This is a genomic window from Microbacterium profundi (genome assembly GCF_000763375.1).
GTDB lineage: Bacteria > Actinomycetota > Actinomycetes > Actinomycetales > Microbacteriaceae > Microbacterium > Microbacterium profundi.
In genome coordinates this window covers 1,202,636-1,219,079 of the sequence record NZ_JPSY01000001.1, presented here as the reverse complement: position 1 = coordinate 1,219,079, position 16,444 = coordinate 1,202,636, and the positions used below count along the sequence as shown (strand labels likewise).

Genomic DNA, 16,444 nt, shown 5'->3' with positions numbered 1-16,444 from the left:
CTCGCCTTGACAAATTCCGGCATCGACGGCGCCCACAAACGAGGGGACGTCGGCAGGTTCGAGGAATTTAGACACGCCGGATGCACCTGGCTCGGGCAGCCAGCACTGCGGCGAGCACCTCTGCTCCTGCCCGGCACGCGACTCAGCGCTACATGAATGTTCAGTCTTCGTCGCTCAGCCAGCACTCGGCCCACTAAGCATGGCACTCGGTTCGGATGCGCGCCGCGGCGACGCCTTCAAAGCGACTATCAGCCCGTCCAGGACAGTAGGGTCCTCGATCGTCGCCGGAACTTTGTATGTCTCGCCATCGGCAATCTGGCGCATTGTCTTGCGCAAAATCTTGCCAGTGCGGGTTTTTGGGAGCCGGTCGAGGATGGTCACGTCGCGGAACGCGGCGATCGGCCCGACGTGCTCTCGAACTAGAGATACCAGTTCGCGCTGAAGTCGCTCTTGCGAGATCGCGACGTGGGCTTTGAGAGTTACGAAGCCGGCGGCTCTCTGCCCCTTAATTTCGTCATAAATCCCGATGACCGCGCACTCGGCCACTGCTGGATGCATCGTGAGGACTTCTTCGAGAGAGCCGGTTGAGAGGCGGTGTCCGGCGACGTTGATGACGTCGTCCGTTCGGCCCATAACGAAGACGTATCCGTCTTCATCGATATATCCGGCGTCTCCCGTCGAGTAGTAGCCGGGGAAGGCAGTCAGGTAAGAGTGGCGGTACCTCTCCGCGCTTCCCCACACCCCAGTTAGAGCGCCGGGCGGTAGTGGGGTTCGTAGCACAATGTTGCCCTCGGGGCTGGAGCCGCGCGGACCGGTGCCGGTTAGGTCGTCTCCCCCGGTGCCGAGGATTCGAATGTCATAGCCCGGCATCGGCACCGCGGTTGATCCTGGTTTCGGTTGGAGCGCCTCCACTCCGACGGGGATCGCGCAGATCGGCCACCCAGTCTCTGTCTGCCACCAGTGATCCACGATGCGGACGCGTAGGCCGTCGTTTGCCCACCGCCATGTTTCGGGGTCCAACCGCTCGCCTGCGAGGAACAAGGTCTCCAGCGATGCGACAGCTCCTTTCGACAGCTGCCTGAGTTCCGGGTCGACGCGCCGTATGGCGCGCAACGCTGTCGGTGCTGCGAACATTGCCTTGACGCGGTAGTCGTGCACCACACGCCAGAACTCACCGGCGTCTGGGGTTCCAACCGGTTTGCCCTCGAAGAGCACGGTCGTGGCGCCAGCCAGAAGCGGCCCGTAGACGATGAATGAGTGCCCCACGACCCAACCCACGTCCGATGCGGTGAACATCGTGTCGCCGGCACCGATGTCGTAAACGTTACGCATCGCCCACGATAACGCGACGGCATATCCGCCCGTATCGCGGACGACACCCTTCGGGCTACCGGTCGTTCCCGAGGTGTACAGAATGTAAAGGGGGGCGGAGGAGGCAACCGGAACTGGTGGGGCTGGTTCGGCCGTCGCGACGAGTCTGTCCCAGTCCAACCAGGCGACGCCTGGCACAGTCCCTGCCATCTCGTCCGCCGAGCCGGGAATGCCTTCGCGGTCGCAGACGACGACTGTTGAGACGATGCCTTCCGCCGCTTCTAGCGCCTTCCGTACTAGCGGAAGGTATTCGACTACGCGTCCCGGCTCCATACCGCCTGATGCTGTGACGACGACACTGGGTCGGGCATCTGTAATCCTGACGGCAAGCTCTGTTGCTGCAAACCCACCGAACACGACGGAGTGAATTGCGCCCAGGCGGGCGCATGCGAGCATCGCTATGACGGCCTCGGGTGTCATCGGCAAGTAGAGCAGAACACGGTCTCCTGTCGTCACGCCAGACGACCGCAGCGCGCCAGCGAAATGGGCAACGCGCTCGCGAAGTTCTGCGTAGGTGTAGTCCTCCTTGGTTCCATTCATAGCTGAGTGGTACCTCAGGGCGATGTGGTCTCCATGACCAGACTCCACATGACGGTCGAGGCAGTTGAAGCTCATGTTCAGCGTGCCATCGGGAAACCAGGACCACTCGTCTCCGCGCGGCACCAGGGCGTGACGCGGAGCGGTGGTCCAATTGATCGCTCCCGCTGCCTCGAGCCAAAACCCCTCGGGATCCTCCAGGCTTCTCCGCCACACATCTCGATATGCCGTCATGGTTATCTCCTTCTCATGACTTGATTCCCCGAACCAGTCGCCATCGGCCGCCGCGTTTGAGGTTGACTACGTCGACGGAAGCATCGCGCTGACGAACTCGCCAAGTTGTGCGATCGAACTACACTCGTGCATTTCGACTACGTTGGCGTAGTCGAATGCCGCGGAGTCACCCGTTCCCCACATCTTCTCTCGTTCGGGATTGAGCCAGAACGTTCGATTCGACCGCGCCCGGATCTCGCTGAGCGGGCCGAGGCCTGGATCGCGGTGGTTAGTGCGTGCATCGCCGAGGATGAGCACCGAACTACGCGTACCAACCGACTCCAGGTCGCGAGCTACGAACTCAGCAAAGGCGGCACCATAGTCGCTGCTCGAGGCTGCGCTCTGCACGCGCGCACTCCCAACAATTCGCGCGTGCAGTTGCTCACCGTCCTCGTCGCCGTCGACGGAGATGAGGTCGGTTACGTCCGCCATCGCATTGATGAAGGCGTATACCTTTATCTTCTTGAATTGGTTCTTCATCGCCTGTACAAGGAGCATCGTGAAGCCGGAGAAGCCCGACACGGAGCTGGAGACGTCGCACAGCAGAACCAGGTCCGGTCGACGCGGGTGCGGCTTCGAGTAGACAAGGTCGATGGGAGTCCCGCCGGTTGACATGGACTTGCGCATCGTCTGCCGGATGTCGATCGTGTTTCGATACCTGTGTCGCCGCTTCGCCGCGAGCCGAGTCGCCAGCCGGCGAGCAAGCGGTCGCACGCTGCGGCGCATCTCGTCGACCTGCTCGGCGCTGGCGCTCAGAAAGTCGATCCGTTCGATCTGCGCCTGCACCGCGGAAAGAACCATGCGCTCACGCCCGCGCGTCTCGGTAGTGCGTCGCCTGGACTCCCCATCTACGTGCTGCCGGAAGCGTTCTATGAGGTATCGCACGTGGTCGCGGGGTGAGGCACCGCCCAATTCGATGACGGCGTCGTCGTCGCCGCGCATGTCCATGATGCGCGCGAGGAGGTTCTGGGGTTGCACCTTGTCGAGCGTCTGCTTCGAGGACCACCCAGGACGATCACCGGCGATCAGCCCGAATCGATCGACGGCTATCTCGGCGAGTTCGTCCAGTGCGTAGAGATCCGCGGCCGCGAGTGCTTCGACCAGCATGTCACGCAATGTGCCGACGCCTAAGTCAGCGGGGACCTGCTCGGTGGAACGGGACCGACCGACGCGTCGCGGGAAGTAGATGTCGAAGACTTCGTCGAAGGTCTGTCGCTCGCTGTGCTTTCGCGTCAGAGTGCCCGCGAGCCCTTCGCGCAGGATGCTTCGATCGGTGACGCCCACCCGGGTGATCGCATACGCCGCATCGATCGTATCGCCCGTACCAGCCATTATCCCCTTGGTCCGCAGTGCATTGACGAAGTCGACGAGTCGTTGCTGCAGGCCATAAGCGTCGTCCGTGACGGCGTGTCCGCCCTCTGTCATGGCGCGAGAACGCTTTCCATACCCACTAGTCTCTGTGCCTTCTCGTGGTCCGAGCGGTGCTTGAGAATCACCCCAAGTGAGTTTCGCATCATGTGTTCGTCGAGCGCGACGGCGCCCAACGCGAGCAGGGTGTGGGCCCAGTCGATCGTTTCCGAGACGGAAGGAGCTTTGCGCAGCGGCAACCCGCGCAGGGCATTGACGACCCGCACGATCGACGTCGTGAGCGAGTCCTCGAGATCGGGAACCTTCGCCCGGATGATGCGTTCCTCAAGGTCGCTGTCCGGATAGTCAATGTGCAGGAAGACGCACCGCCTGCGCAGCGCCTCCGACAACTCGCGACTGGCGTTGGACGTCAGCACCACGAAAGGCCGTTGGCGTGCCCGCACCGTCCCCATCTCGGGAATCGTGATCTGGAATTCTCCCAGGACTTCCAGCAGAAGGCCCTCAATCTCGATGTCGGCCTTATCAGTCTCATCGATCAGCAGTACCGTCGGCACTTCGTTGCGGATGGCGGTCAACAGGGGCCGGGCCAGCAGGAACTCCTCGCTGAAGATATCGGCACTGGTCTCGTCCCAGCTCTCATCCTTCGAAGCTGTGATGCGCAACAACTGCTTCGCGTGGTTCCATTCGTAAAGTGCTCGCGCCTCATCCACCCCTTCGTAGCATTGCAGCCGGACGAGTGGCGATCCGGTCGCGTCAGAAACCGCTTGCGCGAGCGCCGTCTTGCCAACTCCTGCGGGGCCCTCGACCAGCAGGGGCTTGCCCAACTCGCTCGCAAGGAACACGGTAGTCGCGACCGCCTGGGAAGGTAGGTAGCCTACCGAGGCCAGACGCTCGTGCACATCGGCGACAGAGACGAAGGACGCAGTGCGGATCATGTTTGGTCTCCTAGGTGGACGCCGCGCTGGCGGGCGACCCGTGGCTCGCGTCTGCGCGTCGACCGGTCTCCCGTCGCCGCGCAGGGTCGCGCGACGACGCGAGAACTTGACGTTATCGCGCGACGGGGCGGAACCGAGGAAGTGCCGCCTCGGCGTTGGTCTTGTGGAACACAACCTCCACTCGGTCCCCTATCTGCACATCATCTACGTCGCATTCGATGATGTTGGTGAGCATCGAGGGACCCTCGTCAAGAGTGACAAAAGCGAGCACGTATGGGCCGACGCCGCTATAGTGGCCGAGGCCCTTGCGGGTGATCGCGAATGTGTAAATCTCGCCCTGACCTGCCGTCTCAAGCCACTCGGTATCGAACGATCCGCAGAACGGGCATAGTGTACGCGGGTACCAATGTGCCTCGCCGCACGCATTGCAGCGCCGGATCAGCAGCTTGCCCCGGAGGGTGGCATCCCAGTACGGCTTGGTCTCCGGGTCGATCGTGGGCGCCGGGCTGGGCAGCACTGTTGTCTCGGTCATGAGTCTTCCCTTCCAAGAATGACGGTCGCCGCACCCATCCGGGTCGGTAGGCTGCCACCGGTGCCGTGCGCGATTGCCAGCTGGGCGTTAGGTACCTGAACCGCGGGATGGGCCTCGTCGCGGAGTTGACGCACCGCCTCCAGTACCTTAGTCATCCCTCCACGGTTCGCCGGATGGTTGTTCGCCAGACCCCCACCGTCGGTATTGAACGGAAGCTTGCCAAATGGCGCCTGAAGGGTGCCGTCGAGCACGAACTCGCCGCCTTTGCCCTTCTCGCAGAAGCCGAGGTCCTCGATGGTCTCGAGCACCGTGATGGTGAAGGAGTCATAGATCGACGCGTAGTCGATGTCCTGCGGCGTGACTCCCGCCTCCGCGAACGCGGTCGGGCCGGACCAGCGCGCACCAGTGAACGTGACATTCACCTTGCCGCCGTTGGTGTGCTTGGGAGCCTCGCCGTGCCCGAGAACCTTGACCACTGAGCGTTCGAGATCGCGGGCCACCTCGGGAGAGACGACGATGAGCGCCCCCCCGCCGTCGGTGACGACGCAGCAGTCGAGGCGATGCAGCGGATCGCTGACCATTGGCGAGTTGACCACCTCTTCGACGGTCACAGGCGTGGACAGCAACGCGTTCGGGTTGTGTTGCGCGTGAATCGACGCGGCCACCTTGATCTCGGCGAGTTGCTCGCTCGTGGTGCCAAACTCATACATGTGTCGCCGGGCGGCAAGCGCGTACAGGCCGTGAACCGTCGGTCCGAAAGGCGCTTCGAAGGCATCCTCCGAGGCTCCGAAACCATCCATCACGAGATTGCCCATCATCTGCCGGGGCAAGCCTGCCAGCGAGATGAGCGCGATCGAGGCCTTGCCTGCCTTAATCGCTGCGGCCGCATGGCCGATGTGGGCAATATAGGACGAGCCGCCGGTCTCGGTCGAGTCGGTGTAGCGCAGCTTCAAACCCATGTAGTCCGCCATAGAAATTCCGCCGAGACCAGGCGCGTCCCCCGCGCAGAAGTATGCGTCGACGTCGGAGAAGCTCAGTCCCGCGTCCCGGAGGGCGCCTGCGGCGACCTCCGCGTGCACCTGGCCGAGAGACTTGTCAGGTATGACGCGTTGTGGATGCTCGTACGCACCTGCGATGAACGCGGCTCCGCGAATACTCATTGCTTACCTTTCATGGTTCTTCGGGACTTGCGTGCACGCTCTGTCGGAACACATCCCATCTAGCGGGACGCCGGCGACCGCACAACAGGGAGCCCGACCGATTCGGGTTGAACCCGGCGGTTCAACTGTATGCCACACTTCCCTCCATGGGAAGCCGCTCGTTGTTCATATCTTGGTCGATCACCTCGCCGTAGCAGGTCGACTCGCGCACGTCGGGGTCGGCGAGACTTGCCTGGCGCGATGTGGAAGGGACCCCCCTCTGGACCTGATTATTTTGGTCGAGTGTGGACCACTACGCTGAACTACCCGGTAAGGTCATCTTCAGAGTTGCCCTCCCTGCAAAGCGATAACGGTTGCCACCCCTGGGCACCGATGACTTCGACACAGATCAGGAGCCCCCATGAAGATTGCGGTGCTGGTAAAGGTGGTGCCAGACACATACGGAGATCGACTACTCGATCTGGAGACAGGTCTCGCCGATCGAGCTGCTTCGGAGAAAGTGCTCGATGAAGTGTGCGAACGCGCAATCGAGGTCGCGCTGAAGATCGCGGACGCTCAGCCTGATACGGAGGTCACGTTGATTTCGATGGTTCCTGACCAGGCCACGTCAACGCTCCGCAAGGGTTTGGCTATGGGGGCGACATCCGCTGTGCAAGTGGTCGACGACGCGCTCGTCGGGGCCGATCTGAGCCTCACCGCTGAGGTTCTCGCCGCTGTGCTCAGACGTTCAGATTTTGATCTGATCGTCGCAGGCAATCAGTCTACCGACGGGGTGGGCGGAGTAGTTCCCGCCATGCTAGGCGAGCTGCTCGACATGGCAGTCATTACGTCGCTCAACACTGTTCGGATTACCTCCGATTCCGTAGCCGGTGATCGCACTTTGGAGGGGGGCACCATGGCCGCTTCAGCGTCACTTCCTGCGGTGATCTCAATCACTGAGCAATTGCCTGACGCGCGTTTCCCGAATTTCAAGGGGATATCGGCAGCCAAGAAGAAGCCGCTTGAAACTCTGTCGCTCGCGGATCTGGAGGTAGATCCGTTGGATGCGAACGCTGCGCGGTCGATCATGATCGCGGTCGCCGCAGCTCCGCCGAGGTCGGCCGGAGTGAAGATTATAGATGAAGGCGACGCGGGATCGCGGCTCGCTGATTTCCTGATACAGAAGCGTCTGGCCTAAGGAGCGGGCATGTCGCGATTCAATTCCGATTCGATTCTGGTTCTGCTGGATATCACACCGTCGGGGGAGTTGGCGAAGTCCTCGGCCGGGCTTCTCGGCGCTGCCTCCGCCTTGGGGACACCTGTCGCGCTCGTCGTTGCAGCCGAACATGCTGCGCCAACTCTCGCTAAGGCCGCCGCCGACGCGGGCGCTGCCGCGGTACTGCTTGCCGCCACCAGAGATCCTGAGTTGTCGGCGCCCGTCGTGGACGCGCTGGCGGCGGCAGCCGAACTCGTGCACCCGCAGGCGGTCCTCATCTCTCATTCCATCGACGGGCGCGCCGTCGCTGGCGCCTTCGCGGCTCGCACACGTTCCGCGCTCTGCATCGATGCCGTCGAGGTGAGCAGGGATCCCGAGGGCATTGTCGCCAGCCACTCGGTCTACGGTGGCTCCTATAACGTAACGAGTGCCGCTACCTTCGGTGCTCCAGTCATCACCATCCGCCAGGGTTCGATAGAGGCACGCGCCGAGTCAAGGCCTCTCGAGCGTGTGCGGCTGGACGTACGGTCTTCCGGCAAGGTCGTTGCGAAGATCGATGCACAGGAGGCAGTTGTCTCCCGCTCCGCCAGGCCGGAGCTGCGAGGTGCCCCGAAGGTCGTGGCTGGCGGCCGAGGCCTCGGCTCCGCCGAGAAGTTTGCACTTGTCGAGGAGCTCGCCGATGCGCTGGGTGCCGCAATCGGAGCGTCGCGTGCCGCCGTCGACGCCGGATACGTACCGCAGACGTCTCAGGTGGGCCAGACCGGTGTCTCGGTCTCGCCGCAACTTTACGTCGCGTTGGGAATATCCGGCGCGATCCAGCACCGCGCGGGAATGCAGACCGCGAAGACGATCGTCGCGATCAACAAAGACGCAGATGCGCCCATCTTCGACATCGCGGACTTCGGAGTCGTCGGTGATGTGTTCACTGTGGTTCCCCAGCTGATCGAGGCGATCCGGGCGAAGAAGGGCTAGCGCGGTGTCGACACCCACCTCAATCTGGCGACGCGGTCTACCTAGAGAACACGGTGGTCAGCCGTGGCCTCCGGCTGGCCTCGGACCCGACATCCACGTTTGGCCTTCGCCTTCGGCCGCGGCGCTCGAGCCCAAAGAACCTCAGGGCTCCGTCCTCGATGAACGCACGACCACGGCGCGTCGGGGGTTGCCTCGGAGGGCCGGGGGGGAAGCGTGGCCGCCCGCGGATTTCACACCCGCCTTGAGAGCTGGGAGCGACGAGACCGCAACCGATCTCGAGGACCCGCCTCATTCCTACGCACGGGAATCGGCTTCTTCCGACGAGCAGGGACCTCTTGTCCCTCCGCCTGCCGAAGATGGCCGCCTCAACCCAATACACCAACCGAAGCCCGAACCGAAGCGTTACGGCCCGTTCACAATGCGGCAATGGGTCGGTGCTGGCGTTCTCGCGGGCGTCGCGTTGCTCGTATTGGCAACCATGGTCGTGCTCTTTACCCGCTGGCTGGTCTCGGTCCCGTTCATGCGGGATTTTCTCGCGACGTATCCGGGCGAATATGAGCTACCAGAGGGCGCCCCGATCGGATTCCCCGCATGGCTAAACTGGCAACATTTCTTGAACGTGTTCCTCCTGGTCCTAATCATCCGGTCGGGCTTGGAGGTGAGGTTTCAGAAGCGTCCGAACGCGTTCTGGACGCCGCGGTGGAACAAGGAACGCAAGATTAGTCTTGCAGTATGGTTCCACCAGTCGATTGACGTTCTCTGGCTCGTCAACGGTGTGATCTTCGTCTTCCTTCTCTTTGTGTCCGGGCAATGGATGCGGATCGTTCCGACGAGCTGGGAGGTGTTTCCGAACGCGCTCTCCGCGGTACTCCAGTACTTGTCACTGGACTGGCCGATCGAGAACGGCTGGGTCAACTACAACTCGATCCAGCAGCTAACGTATTTCCTGGTGGTATTCGTGGCCTCTCCGCTCGCGGCTGCGACAGGCGTGCGGATGTCGGGAATCTGGCCCACGAATGCTCAGCGGCTCAATGTGCTCTACCCGATCGAGTGGGCGCGGGCCGTGCATTTTCCGACGATGGTCTTCTTCGTACTGTTCATCGCGGTTCACGTGACTCTGGTTATCGCCACTGGAGCGCTCCGAAACCTCAATCACATGTACGCGGCACAAGGCTCAACCGATCCTTTGGCACTCGCAGAAAATTGGACGGGGTTCTGGATATTCAGTGCGTCGCTGTTACTCATCGTTGCGGCCTGGGTCGCCGCTCGACCGCTGCTTCTGGCGCCGATCGCTCGGCTGTTCGGCTCGGTGAGTTCCCGCTGAGGTGCCATTAGACCTCACGACGATCACTGTTCTCGCGGAGCTGGTTCGATCGCCGGGCCTGAAAGGACTACTGATATCGTGCGAAGCTAACCGGGAACGGAAGAGGAAGTGTGATGCGCAGGGAGCGAGTACGGACTAGTTTGCGCGACGGTGTGCTCGACATTGCACTTCTCGATGCAATCATGAGCTCAGGACAGAGCGCTGAGTTGACCGATGTGCTGTCAGAGCACGCCGAGGATAGAGATGTGCGCGCTGTGCTACTCCGGTCCGAGTCTGAGGACTTCTGCGTCGGCGTCGACGACGTGCGAATCGTGAAGCGGATCTACGGTCCCACGCCGGCGGATGCACTTGCGGCGATCCGTGTGCCGGTCGTTGCTGTCCTGACCGGCCGTGTCGAGTCCGTAGGTCTGGAGTTGGCGCTGGCGGCTGATGTCAGGCTATCGGCATCCGATGCATTCTTTCGTCTCTCTGAAGTCTCTGAGGGGAGGTTGCCGTCGTGGGGTGGCACCCAACGGCTGCCTCGTGTGATTGGTCAAGCGGCCGCCCTTCGCATGATCTTGTTCGGCGAGCGAATGGAGGCGATGGAGGCTCTCCATCAAGGTCTTGTGCATGAGGTCGTTGCCGCCCCACTCGAACGGGCCGCTGAGTACACATCTATGTGGAAGGCTCGCGCTCCACTCGCTTTGGAGTACGCCAAGGAAGCGGTTCGGGATGGCGGGGAGCTCCGTTTGAGAGAGGGCCTTGCTCTCGAAGCCGACCTGAATACACTGTTGCAGACGTCGCGAGATCGCGCGGAAGGCATCGCCGCCTTTCTTGCTAAGCGGACGGCGAACTTCCGGAACGCCTGATGGGACCACTCACGGGAGTGGAGGTCTGCATCGACGGGGACCGAGGTGTCGCCTCTGAGGCGGGCGATCTGCTCTCGCGGTACGGCGCCTCAGTTCGTGCCTCCGGCGAGTTTTCTCGGTGTGCAAGCGTGACAGTATTCGGCCGCGGCTGCAGTCCGGGGCGTGCGCGGATGAGTGGACCCGTGGCGCCCTGCCAGGGGCTGCCCGCGGCGGCGCCCACTCGCGCCGCCGCGGGCCTTCTGGCGGTGGGTGCGCTCGCGGCAGCCCGTGTTGGTGGAGAGGTCGTGGTCGATGCTGACTCAGCCGCCATTCTTCTGCTGCAGCCACTCGTGCTGGCGCACTGGTACTCGGCACCGACGCCGGTACGGGTGACTCCATTGCGTATCGGTGCAGGGTGGGTGGCGACAGAGCTCGGGGCTCCCGGAGACGATGATCTGTTCGCACTCCTCCGCCGGACGACCCTATTTGACGATCCTGAAGAACTCAGCACGGCCGCGCAGGAATGGCGATTACCGGTTGTTCCGTATCGCAGGGAGCTCACCAGTCGTCATCTGAGCCGGGCTCGACTCGATCACCACGAACTGTTGAGCCCTGGTGATCGACTTCCGCCAGAGGTGTCTTCGATTGCCGCGCCTCCGCTGGCCGGCGTCAAGGTGATGGAAGTCACGGCGATGTGGGCGGGTCCTCTCTGCACATGGCTGCTCGCGCAGATGGGGGCGTCAGTGCTCTCGATCGAATCCGATGCCCGGCCGGACGGGATGCGAGCGCCGAACGGGGGAGGTATCTACCCTGGCGGTCTGCTGATACCGGGCACGAACGATCGGTCGGCGATGTTTTTGGCCCTGGCTGAGGGCAAACAGCGCGTGAACCTCGACCTTCGTGTCCGGGATGACCGCAAAGCGTTTGACGATGCCTGTGCAGAAGTGGACTTGCGTGTGGATAGCCTCTCCCGGCGTGCTCGCGATAACCTCGGGATCGACTATTGGGGCCAGAGCCGAAGAGGACCGGCCATCGTTCACCTGCCGGCGTACTCGTACGGCCCCACGCGTGATTGGGTGTCGTACGGCACGCAGATTCACGCCATGAGCGGGTTGGCATGGCCTCGTGGAACCGACGAGCCGATCCCCGCGGCTACGGCCTATGTCGATGCGCTCGGAGGTATTGCCGGAGCCCTGGCATCCGTCGCAGCGCTGTATGCGGCCACGCAGCAGCACGAGCCGCCCAGGCTGACAGCAAGCCTCATGGATGCAGTCGAGACCTTATCGGCCGATAGTGACCGCGGTACTTTGCTCCGGGGCGACCCGATGCCTCGGGTGAGCGAGCTAGTGGAGTCGCACGCGGCCCGCGCAGCGGAAGTGACCGTGGCCGGTCGTCGCGTGCGCCATCCCGCTTCCCCCTTCATCTGGGCGTGACGCGATTGTCGCTATGCTCCCCACATGAATAACATAGACGACGTGGTCCGGGTTCAATTCGGCGTGGACGGGGTGGCCGAGGTCGTGCTAACTCGGCCAACGAAGCTCAACGTGGTGAACCTGCGCATGCGTGACGCGCTGATCGAGGCGTTCGCCGCGGTGCGGGACTTCCCAGATCTCGGTGCGCTCGTATTACGCGCGGAAGGGGCTCATTTCTCCGCCGGGGCGGATATCAGCGAGTTTGGCAATGCGGAGTCCGTCTTTGAGGCGCGCCGTATTCGGTGGGATCGCGACCCGTGGTACCTCCTGTGGAGTCTGCCGATACCGAAGGTCGTCGCTCTACACGGTTATGCGCTCGGCTCCGGCTTAGAGATGGCACTGCTCTGTGATCTGCGGATCGCCGCCTACGGTACGAAGGTCGGACTACCGGAGACAAAGCTCGGTATGCTGCCAGCCGCGGGGGGTACGCGTTCTATAACTGCGTGGGTGCCTCCATCAAAGGCGATCCCGTTCATCATGGCGGGCGAAGCCATCGATGCGGCGGCCGCCCGCGATCTCGGCCTCATTGATGAGGTATTGCCAGAGGGGGTCGACGTGGATGACGCGGCCATGGCATACGCACGACGTCTGGCGGCCCTCCCCAGGGCTGCGGTGCGTGCTGCGCTCAGCGCATCGAAAGCCGCACATGAACTCCCTCTCCGCGAAGGTCTGGTTGCAGAACGCAGGCTTGCTTACTTGACTGGCCAGTTCAACTACGACTAGCGTGAAGTTGTCACTCAACGTGGAGGTGCGCTCAAATGGAGCATGGCGACGATCTGGTCGGAAAAATTCTTGGAACTGTGACGTTCCCCGTCGAAGCGGGAAAGGTTCGCGAGTTCGCGAAGAGCCTTCACGATCCCAACCCTGTATTCCGGGAGACCGAAGAAGCCCAGCGGGCCGGTTTCTCGGCGATTCCAGCCCCTCCGACCTATTCGGTGGTTGCAGCGCACTTCAATGAAGGTGATAGCGCGTTCTCGTCGTTGGGTCTCGACCTGGCTCGGGTCCTTCATGGCGAGCAAACTTGGACTTACCACAGGACGCCCGTCGTGGGCGACGTTCTCACCGGACAGACCCGAGTCGTGAGTGTCGAGAAGAAGCCCGGCAGTCGCGGCGGGGTGATGACTTTAGTCAAGCTCGGAACCGAGTATCGGGACCAGAATGGGGAGCCTGTTCTCACCGAGGAGTCGACAGTCATCGAGACTGCTGCCGTTGTCGGAGGTGGGGAGAAATGAACACCGATGCAGCCAAGCCGCTGAGCGCGAACGAGGCGGAGGTCGGACTGACTTCTCCCGTTTACACTGTTGGGCCGATCGGACGTACGGACATCGTCAAGTACGCCGGTGCCGGTGGTGACTTCAACCCCATTCACCACGACGAGGTCTGGGCCGTATCCATCGGGCTCCCGTCCGTATTCTCCATGGGCCTGTTCCAGGGTGGGCTGTCATCACGGCTGGCGTCAGACTGGATTGGACTGAAGAACCTGACGAGCTTCGGAACACGTTTTCGCAGCCAGGTATGGCCGGGCGAAGTGCTGAAGATCCGCGGGGAGATTATTGAGGTTGTCGCCGGGCCAGACGGCACTGCTGTAAAGGCCGCGATTACCGTGACCAATGAAGACGGGACCGACGTTAAGGTTCAGGCGTTGGCGACTGGAGTCCTTCCGCGTTAGGAAGAAGTGGCCGTTCCGTGCCACGACGTTTCGAGTAGAGAGAGTTATCGATGCAGTTCGAACTTAGCGAAGATCAACTGGACTTTCAGAAGAGCCTGCGGCGGATGATCTCCGATCGCTCGCCGATGAAGATCGTCCGGGAGGTGATTGAGACCGAGCCGGGCTGGGACGAGGGTCTGTGGCGGCAATTTGCCGAGCAGGCCGGATTGCCCGCATTGCTGGTGCCCGAAGAATACGACGGTGCGGGCGCGTCTCTCGTGGAGGCCATGATCGTGATGGAAGAGCTCGGCCGCGGCCTCGTTCCATCCCCCTTCTTCGCCACCACCGCGTTCGGAGTGGTTCCGATCCTCACTTTCGGCTCCGAATCCCAGAAGCAGGACTTGCTCCCAGGCATCGTCGCTGGGGAAATCACGGCCACCACTGCGATCACCGAGCCGTCCGGCAATTGGAGCCCTGATGGTGTGGAGATGGCTGCGGACGGTAGCGATGATTCCGTCACCTTGACCGGGACGAAGTCGTTCGTCATCGATGGTCACACGGCCAACAAGATTCTCGTGGTCGCACGATCGGGCGACCAGTATGGTTTGTATGTCGTCGATGGCGATGCCCCAGGGCTCTCTCGTACGAAGCAGACGACTCTCGATCTCACGCGCCCAATGGCGACGCTGGAGTTCGACAATGTCGCCGCTACCGCTCTCGGCGAGCCCGGAAGCTGGGACCGCATCTCGCACATGATCGACGTCGCGGCGACGCTCCTTGCCGCCGAGATGGTCGGTGCGATGGAAGCAGCGATGACCATGGCAGTCGAATACGCGAAGGTTCGCAATCAGTTCAGTCGCGCGATCGGCTCGTTTCAGGGCATAAAACACCGCCTGTCTGAGATGGCATTGGAAGTCGACACGTCTCGGGCTGCGACATGGTACGCGGCCCATGCGGGCGCCGAAGAACTTGAAGACTTTCCGACTGCGGCGCTCGTGGCGAAGGCAACAGCGGCAGCCGGCTTTGCGTTCACCGCGTCCTGGGTAGTTCAGGTCCACGGTGGTATCGGCTTTACATGGGATCATGACGCCCAGCTCTACTACCGCAAGGCCAAGTCCACCGAGTTGCTCCTGGGTTCGACCGCTGATACCTGGCTACAGTTGGCCGACCGGCTTGGAGTCTGATCGGAATTACGTCCACACTTGCTGCCGAGTTTCGCCCGATCAGAGACAGGAGTTGTACTTCGTGACCTCATTGTTGGATATTCTCTCCGTCGAACCGCAGGGACATGACATGTTTCTGGGGTCCTCCTCGGGGATGATCCAACATCTGTTCGGCGGGCAACTTCTCGGACAATCGGTGGTTGCTGCAGCCCGCACTGTGGAGGGGCGCGAGATCAATTCGCTGCACGGTTATTTCTTGCATGCCGGCGATGGTAGGCGCCCCGTTCAGTATGAGGTGCAGAGAACACGGGATGGCCGTTCGTTCAGTTCCCGTCGGGTGGTGGGGTATCAGGACGATCACAAGATATGGACGGCGGATCTGTCGTTTCACACCGGCGAGGCGGGCATCGAGCGGGCTGAGGAGCAGCCCCCTAGTCTCGCACCGGAAGAACTTCCGTCCTTCATGGACGGGATGAGATCCACGGTGGGTACCGGTAGCGAGTGGAATGACCTCGACATCCGGTGGGGTGGACCTTGGCCACCTGCGGGTAGGGCCCCCGCGGGTATGTCACCACGGAATAGCTTCTGGTTCCGGTTCAGCAAGGAACTTCCGGACGATGATGCGGTTCTCCACGCAGCCGTTCTGGCCTATGTCTCGGATCTTTCGTTTCTTACGCCCGTTATATTACCTGATGGTGCGTTTATGTGGTCTCCAGGAGTTCGGGCGACCTCGCTAGACCATGCTGTGTGGTTTCATCGTTCATTCTCAGTTGACGAGTGGCTGCTCTACGATCAGTACTCACCGGTCGCATCCCGAGGCCGAGGCTTTGCGATAGGCGGAATTAGTGCAATCGATCGTGGGCGCGTCGCGAGCACTGCTCAGGAGGGATTGTTTCGGTTCAAGAATGAGGTTCGATGAGCGATGTGGACAGTAGGCCGGTCGCTCTCGTCACTGGAGCGTCCCGCGGTATTGGCAGGGCGATCGCGATTGATCTTGCGGCGGCCGGCTTCGACTTAGTACTCGGTTATCACAGCGATAGACAAGGCGCTGAAGAAACCGCCGGTCGAGTAGCATCCGGCAGCTCAGCGGTTTCAGTCGGAGCCGACCTTCGCGACCTAAGCTCAGGCAAGGTTTATGTCGACGCGGCGCTCGGGCGTTTTGGTCGTCTGGACGCACTGATCAACAACGCAGGCATTGCTCGCGACCGACGTATCCGCCGTATGACGGACGCGGACTGGGCGGATGTTCTTGCGGTGGATCTGGGCGGGGCGTTCAGTTGCTCACGTGCAGGTGCCAGCGCCCTTGCCGAGTCTCCGCGAGGCACCATTGTCAACGTGTCGTCGATTGTGGGGATGAACGGTAACGTGGGGCAGGCGAACTATGCCGCTGCTAAGGGTGGACTGCTGGCGATGACGAGATCACTCGCTCGTGAGTTCGCACCCCAAGGCGTCACGGTGAATGCTGTCGCGCCAGGTTTCGTGCTCACCGACATGACGCTGACGCTGCCTGCGGAGATCATCGAGGCGAACATCGCGGCGACTCCTCTGGCGCGTCCGGGCGAACCTGAGGACATCGCATCCGTGGTGGCTTGGCTGGTCTCGAGTGCCGCGCGCTTTGTCACGGGTGCGGTGATCCCGGTCGATGGCGGCCTGTCTCTCTGACGTGG

At 62.1% G+C, this 16,444-nt stretch carries 16 protein-coding genes; 11 read left to right on the top strand and 5 right to left on the bottom strand.

Annotated features, from left to right (window positions below):
* Window positions 1-174: 174 nt before the first annotated feature.
* The 5 genes from JF52_RS0105695 to JF52_RS0105675 all read right to left on the bottom strand — a co-directional run bounded on the left by JF52_RS0105695 (window position 175) and on the right by JF52_RS0105675 (window position 6,176).
* Window positions 175-2,142, bottom strand: coding sequence for an AMP-binding protein (locus JF52_RS0105695; protein ID WP_052166782.1), 1,968 nt, complete (start codon window positions 2,140-2,142; stop codon window positions 175-177).
* Window positions 2,143-2,208: 66 nt separating this feature from the next.
* Window positions 2,209-3,606 carry a VWA domain-containing protein gene (locus JF52_RS0105690; RefSeq protein ID WP_033105385.1) on the bottom strand — a complete coding sequence of 466 codons (1,398 nt, stop codon included), beginning with the start codon at window positions 3,604-3,606 and terminating at the stop codon, window positions 2,209-2,211.
* Window positions 3,603-4,484: an AAA family ATPase gene (locus JF52_RS0105685; RefSeq protein ID WP_033105384.1), complete on the bottom strand. Its 882-nt coding sequence runs from the start codon at window positions 4,482-4,484 to the stop codon at window positions 3,603-3,605. The genes JF52_RS0105690 and JF52_RS0105685 overlap by 4 nt, the downstream gene beginning before the upstream one ends.
* 112 nt (window positions 4,485-4,596) lie before the next feature.
* Window positions 4,597-5,016 (bottom strand): Zn-ribbon domain-containing OB-fold protein, encoded by a 420-nt coding sequence (locus JF52_RS0105680; RefSeq protein WP_033105383.1) that lies wholly within the window; start codon window positions 5,014-5,016, stop codon window positions 4,597-4,599.
* A complete protein-coding gene (locus JF52_RS0105675) occupies window positions 5,013-6,176 on the bottom strand; it encodes a thiolase domain-containing protein (protein WP_033105382.1) in 1,164 nt (387 codons plus the stop codon). The genes JF52_RS0105680 and JF52_RS0105675 overlap by 4 nt, the downstream gene beginning before the upstream one ends.
* Window positions 6,177-6,576: 400 nt before the next feature.
* On the opposite strand from JF52_RS0105675, the gene JF52_RS0105670 reads away from it, so the two are divergent.
* The 11 genes from JF52_RS0105670 to JF52_RS16820 all read left to right on the top strand — a co-directional run bounded on the left by JF52_RS0105670 (window position 6,577) and on the right by JF52_RS16820 (window position 16,439).
* Window positions 6,577-7,353 (top strand): electron transfer flavoprotein subunit beta/FixA family protein, encoded by a 777-nt coding sequence (locus tag JF52_RS0105670; protein WP_033105381.1) that lies wholly within the window; start codon window positions 6,577-6,579, stop codon window positions 7,351-7,353.
* 9 nt (window positions 7,354-7,362) lie between these two features.
* The gene (locus JF52_RS0105665; RefSeq protein WP_033105380.1) at window positions 7,363-8,343 is read left to right on the top strand and encodes an electron transfer flavoprotein subunit alpha/FixB family protein; all 981 of its coding nucleotides are present in this window, start codon (window positions 7,363-7,365) and stop codon (window positions 8,341-8,343) included.
* A gap of 478 nt (window positions 8,344-8,821) precedes the next feature.
* Window positions 8,822-9,667 carry a cytochrome b/b6 domain-containing protein gene (locus JF52_RS0105660; RefSeq protein ID WP_235272325.1) on the top strand — a complete coding sequence of 282 codons (846 nt, stop codon included), beginning with the start codon at window positions 8,822-8,824 and terminating at the stop codon, window positions 9,665-9,667.
* A 152-nt stretch (window positions 9,668-9,819) separates the two neighbouring features.
* Entirely contained in the window at window positions 9,820-10,515 is a 696-nt protein-coding gene (locus JF52_RS0105655) for an enoyl-CoA hydratase/isomerase family protein (RefSeq protein ID WP_160175034.1), read from the top strand.
* A 170-nt stretch (window positions 10,516-10,685) separates the two neighbouring features.
* Entirely contained in the window at window positions 10,686-11,927 is a 1,242-nt protein-coding gene (locus JF52_RS16830; protein WP_160175033.1) for a CoA transferase, read from the top strand.
* Window positions 11,928-11,951: 24 nt separating this feature from the next.
* Window positions 11,952-12,689: an enoyl-CoA hydratase/isomerase family protein gene (locus JF52_RS0105645; RefSeq protein ID WP_052166779.1), complete on the top strand. Its 738-nt coding sequence runs from the start codon at window positions 11,952-11,954 to the stop codon at window positions 12,687-12,689.
* A 35-nt stretch (window positions 12,690-12,724) separates the two neighbouring features.
* On the top strand, window positions 12,725-13,198 hold the full coding sequence (locus tag JF52_RS0105640; RefSeq protein WP_033105378.1) for a MaoC family dehydratase N-terminal domain-containing protein: 474 nt from the start codon (window positions 12,725-12,727) through the stop codon (window positions 13,196-13,198).
* Complete coding sequence (locus JF52_RS0105635) at window positions 13,195-13,635, top strand: MaoC/PaaZ C-terminal domain-containing protein (protein WP_052166778.1); 441 nt, start codon at window positions 13,195-13,197, stop codon at window positions 13,633-13,635. Before JF52_RS0105640 ends, JF52_RS0105635 begins: the two co-directional genes overlap by 4 nt.
* 50 nt (window positions 13,636-13,685) lie before the next feature.
* Entirely contained in the window at window positions 13,686-14,798 is a 1,113-nt protein-coding gene (locus tag JF52_RS0105630; RefSeq protein WP_033105377.1) for an acyl-CoA dehydrogenase family protein, read from the top strand.
* A 61-nt stretch (window positions 14,799-14,859) separates the two neighbouring features.
* A complete protein-coding gene (locus tag JF52_RS16825) occupies window positions 14,860-15,696 on the top strand; it encodes an acyl-CoA thioesterase (RefSeq protein ID WP_160175032.1) in 837 nt (278 codons plus the stop codon).
* Window positions 15,693-16,439, top strand: a complete 747-nt coding sequence (locus JF52_RS16820; protein ID WP_033105376.1) for a 3-oxoacyl-ACP reductase family protein — start codon at window positions 15,693-15,695, stop codon at window positions 16,437-16,439. The genes JF52_RS16825 and JF52_RS16820 overlap by 4 nt, the downstream gene beginning before the upstream one ends.
* Window positions 16,440-16,444 lie beyond the last annotated feature (5 nt).

Bases quoted from the DNA above. Each gene is read 5' to 3' on its own strand.
- JF52_RS0105695 (WP_052166782.1), bottom strand. From the start codon at position 2,142: ATGACGGCATATCGAGATGTGTGGCGGAGAAGCCTGGAGGATCCCGAG.
- JF52_RS0105690 (WP_033105385.1), bottom strand. From the start codon at position 3,606: ATGACAGAGGGCGGACACGCCGTCACGGACGACGCTTATGGCCTGCAG.
- JF52_RS0105685 (WP_033105384.1), bottom strand. From the start codon at position 4,484: ATGATCCGCACTGCGTCCTTCGTCTCTGTCGCCGATGTGCACGAGCGT.
- JF52_RS0105680 (WP_033105383.1), bottom strand. From the start codon at position 5,016: ATGACCGAGACAACAGTGCTGCCCAGCCCGGCGCCCACGATCGACCCG.
- JF52_RS0105675 (WP_033105382.1), bottom strand. From the start codon at position 6,176: ATGAGTATTCGCGGAGCCGCGTTCATCGCAGGTGCGTACGAGCATCCA.
- JF52_RS0105670 (WP_033105381.1), top strand. From the start codon at position 6,577: ATGAAGATTGCGGTGCTGGTAAAGGTGGTGCCAGACACATACGGAGAT.
- JF52_RS0105665 (WP_033105380.1), top strand. From the start codon at position 7,363: ATGTCGCGATTCAATTCCGATTCGATTCTGGTTCTGCTGGATATCACA.
- JF52_RS0105660 (WP_235272325.1), top strand. From the start codon at position 8,822: ATGGTCGTGCTCTTTACCCGCTGGCTGGTCTCGGTCCCGTTCATGCGG.
- JF52_RS16830 (WP_160175033.1), top strand. From the start codon at position 10,686: ATGAGTGGACCCGTGGCGCCCTGCCAGGGGCTGCCCGCGGCGGCGCCC.
- JF52_RS0105645 (WP_052166779.1), top strand. From the start codon at position 11,952: ATGAATAACATAGACGACGTGGTCCGGGTTCAATTCGGCGTGGACGGG.
- JF52_RS0105640 (WP_033105378.1), top strand. From the start codon at position 12,725: ATGGAGCATGGCGACGATCTGGTCGGAAAAATTCTTGGAACTGTGACG.
- JF52_RS0105635 (WP_052166778.1), top strand. From the start codon at position 13,195: ATGAACACCGATGCAGCCAAGCCGCTGAGCGCGAACGAGGCGGAGGTC.
- JF52_RS0105630 (WP_033105377.1), top strand. From the start codon at position 13,686: ATGCAGTTCGAACTTAGCGAAGATCAACTGGACTTTCAGAAGAGCCTG.
- JF52_RS16820 (WP_033105376.1), top strand. From the start codon at position 15,693: ATGAGCGATGTGGACAGTAGGCCGGTCGCTCTCGTCACTGGAGCGTCC.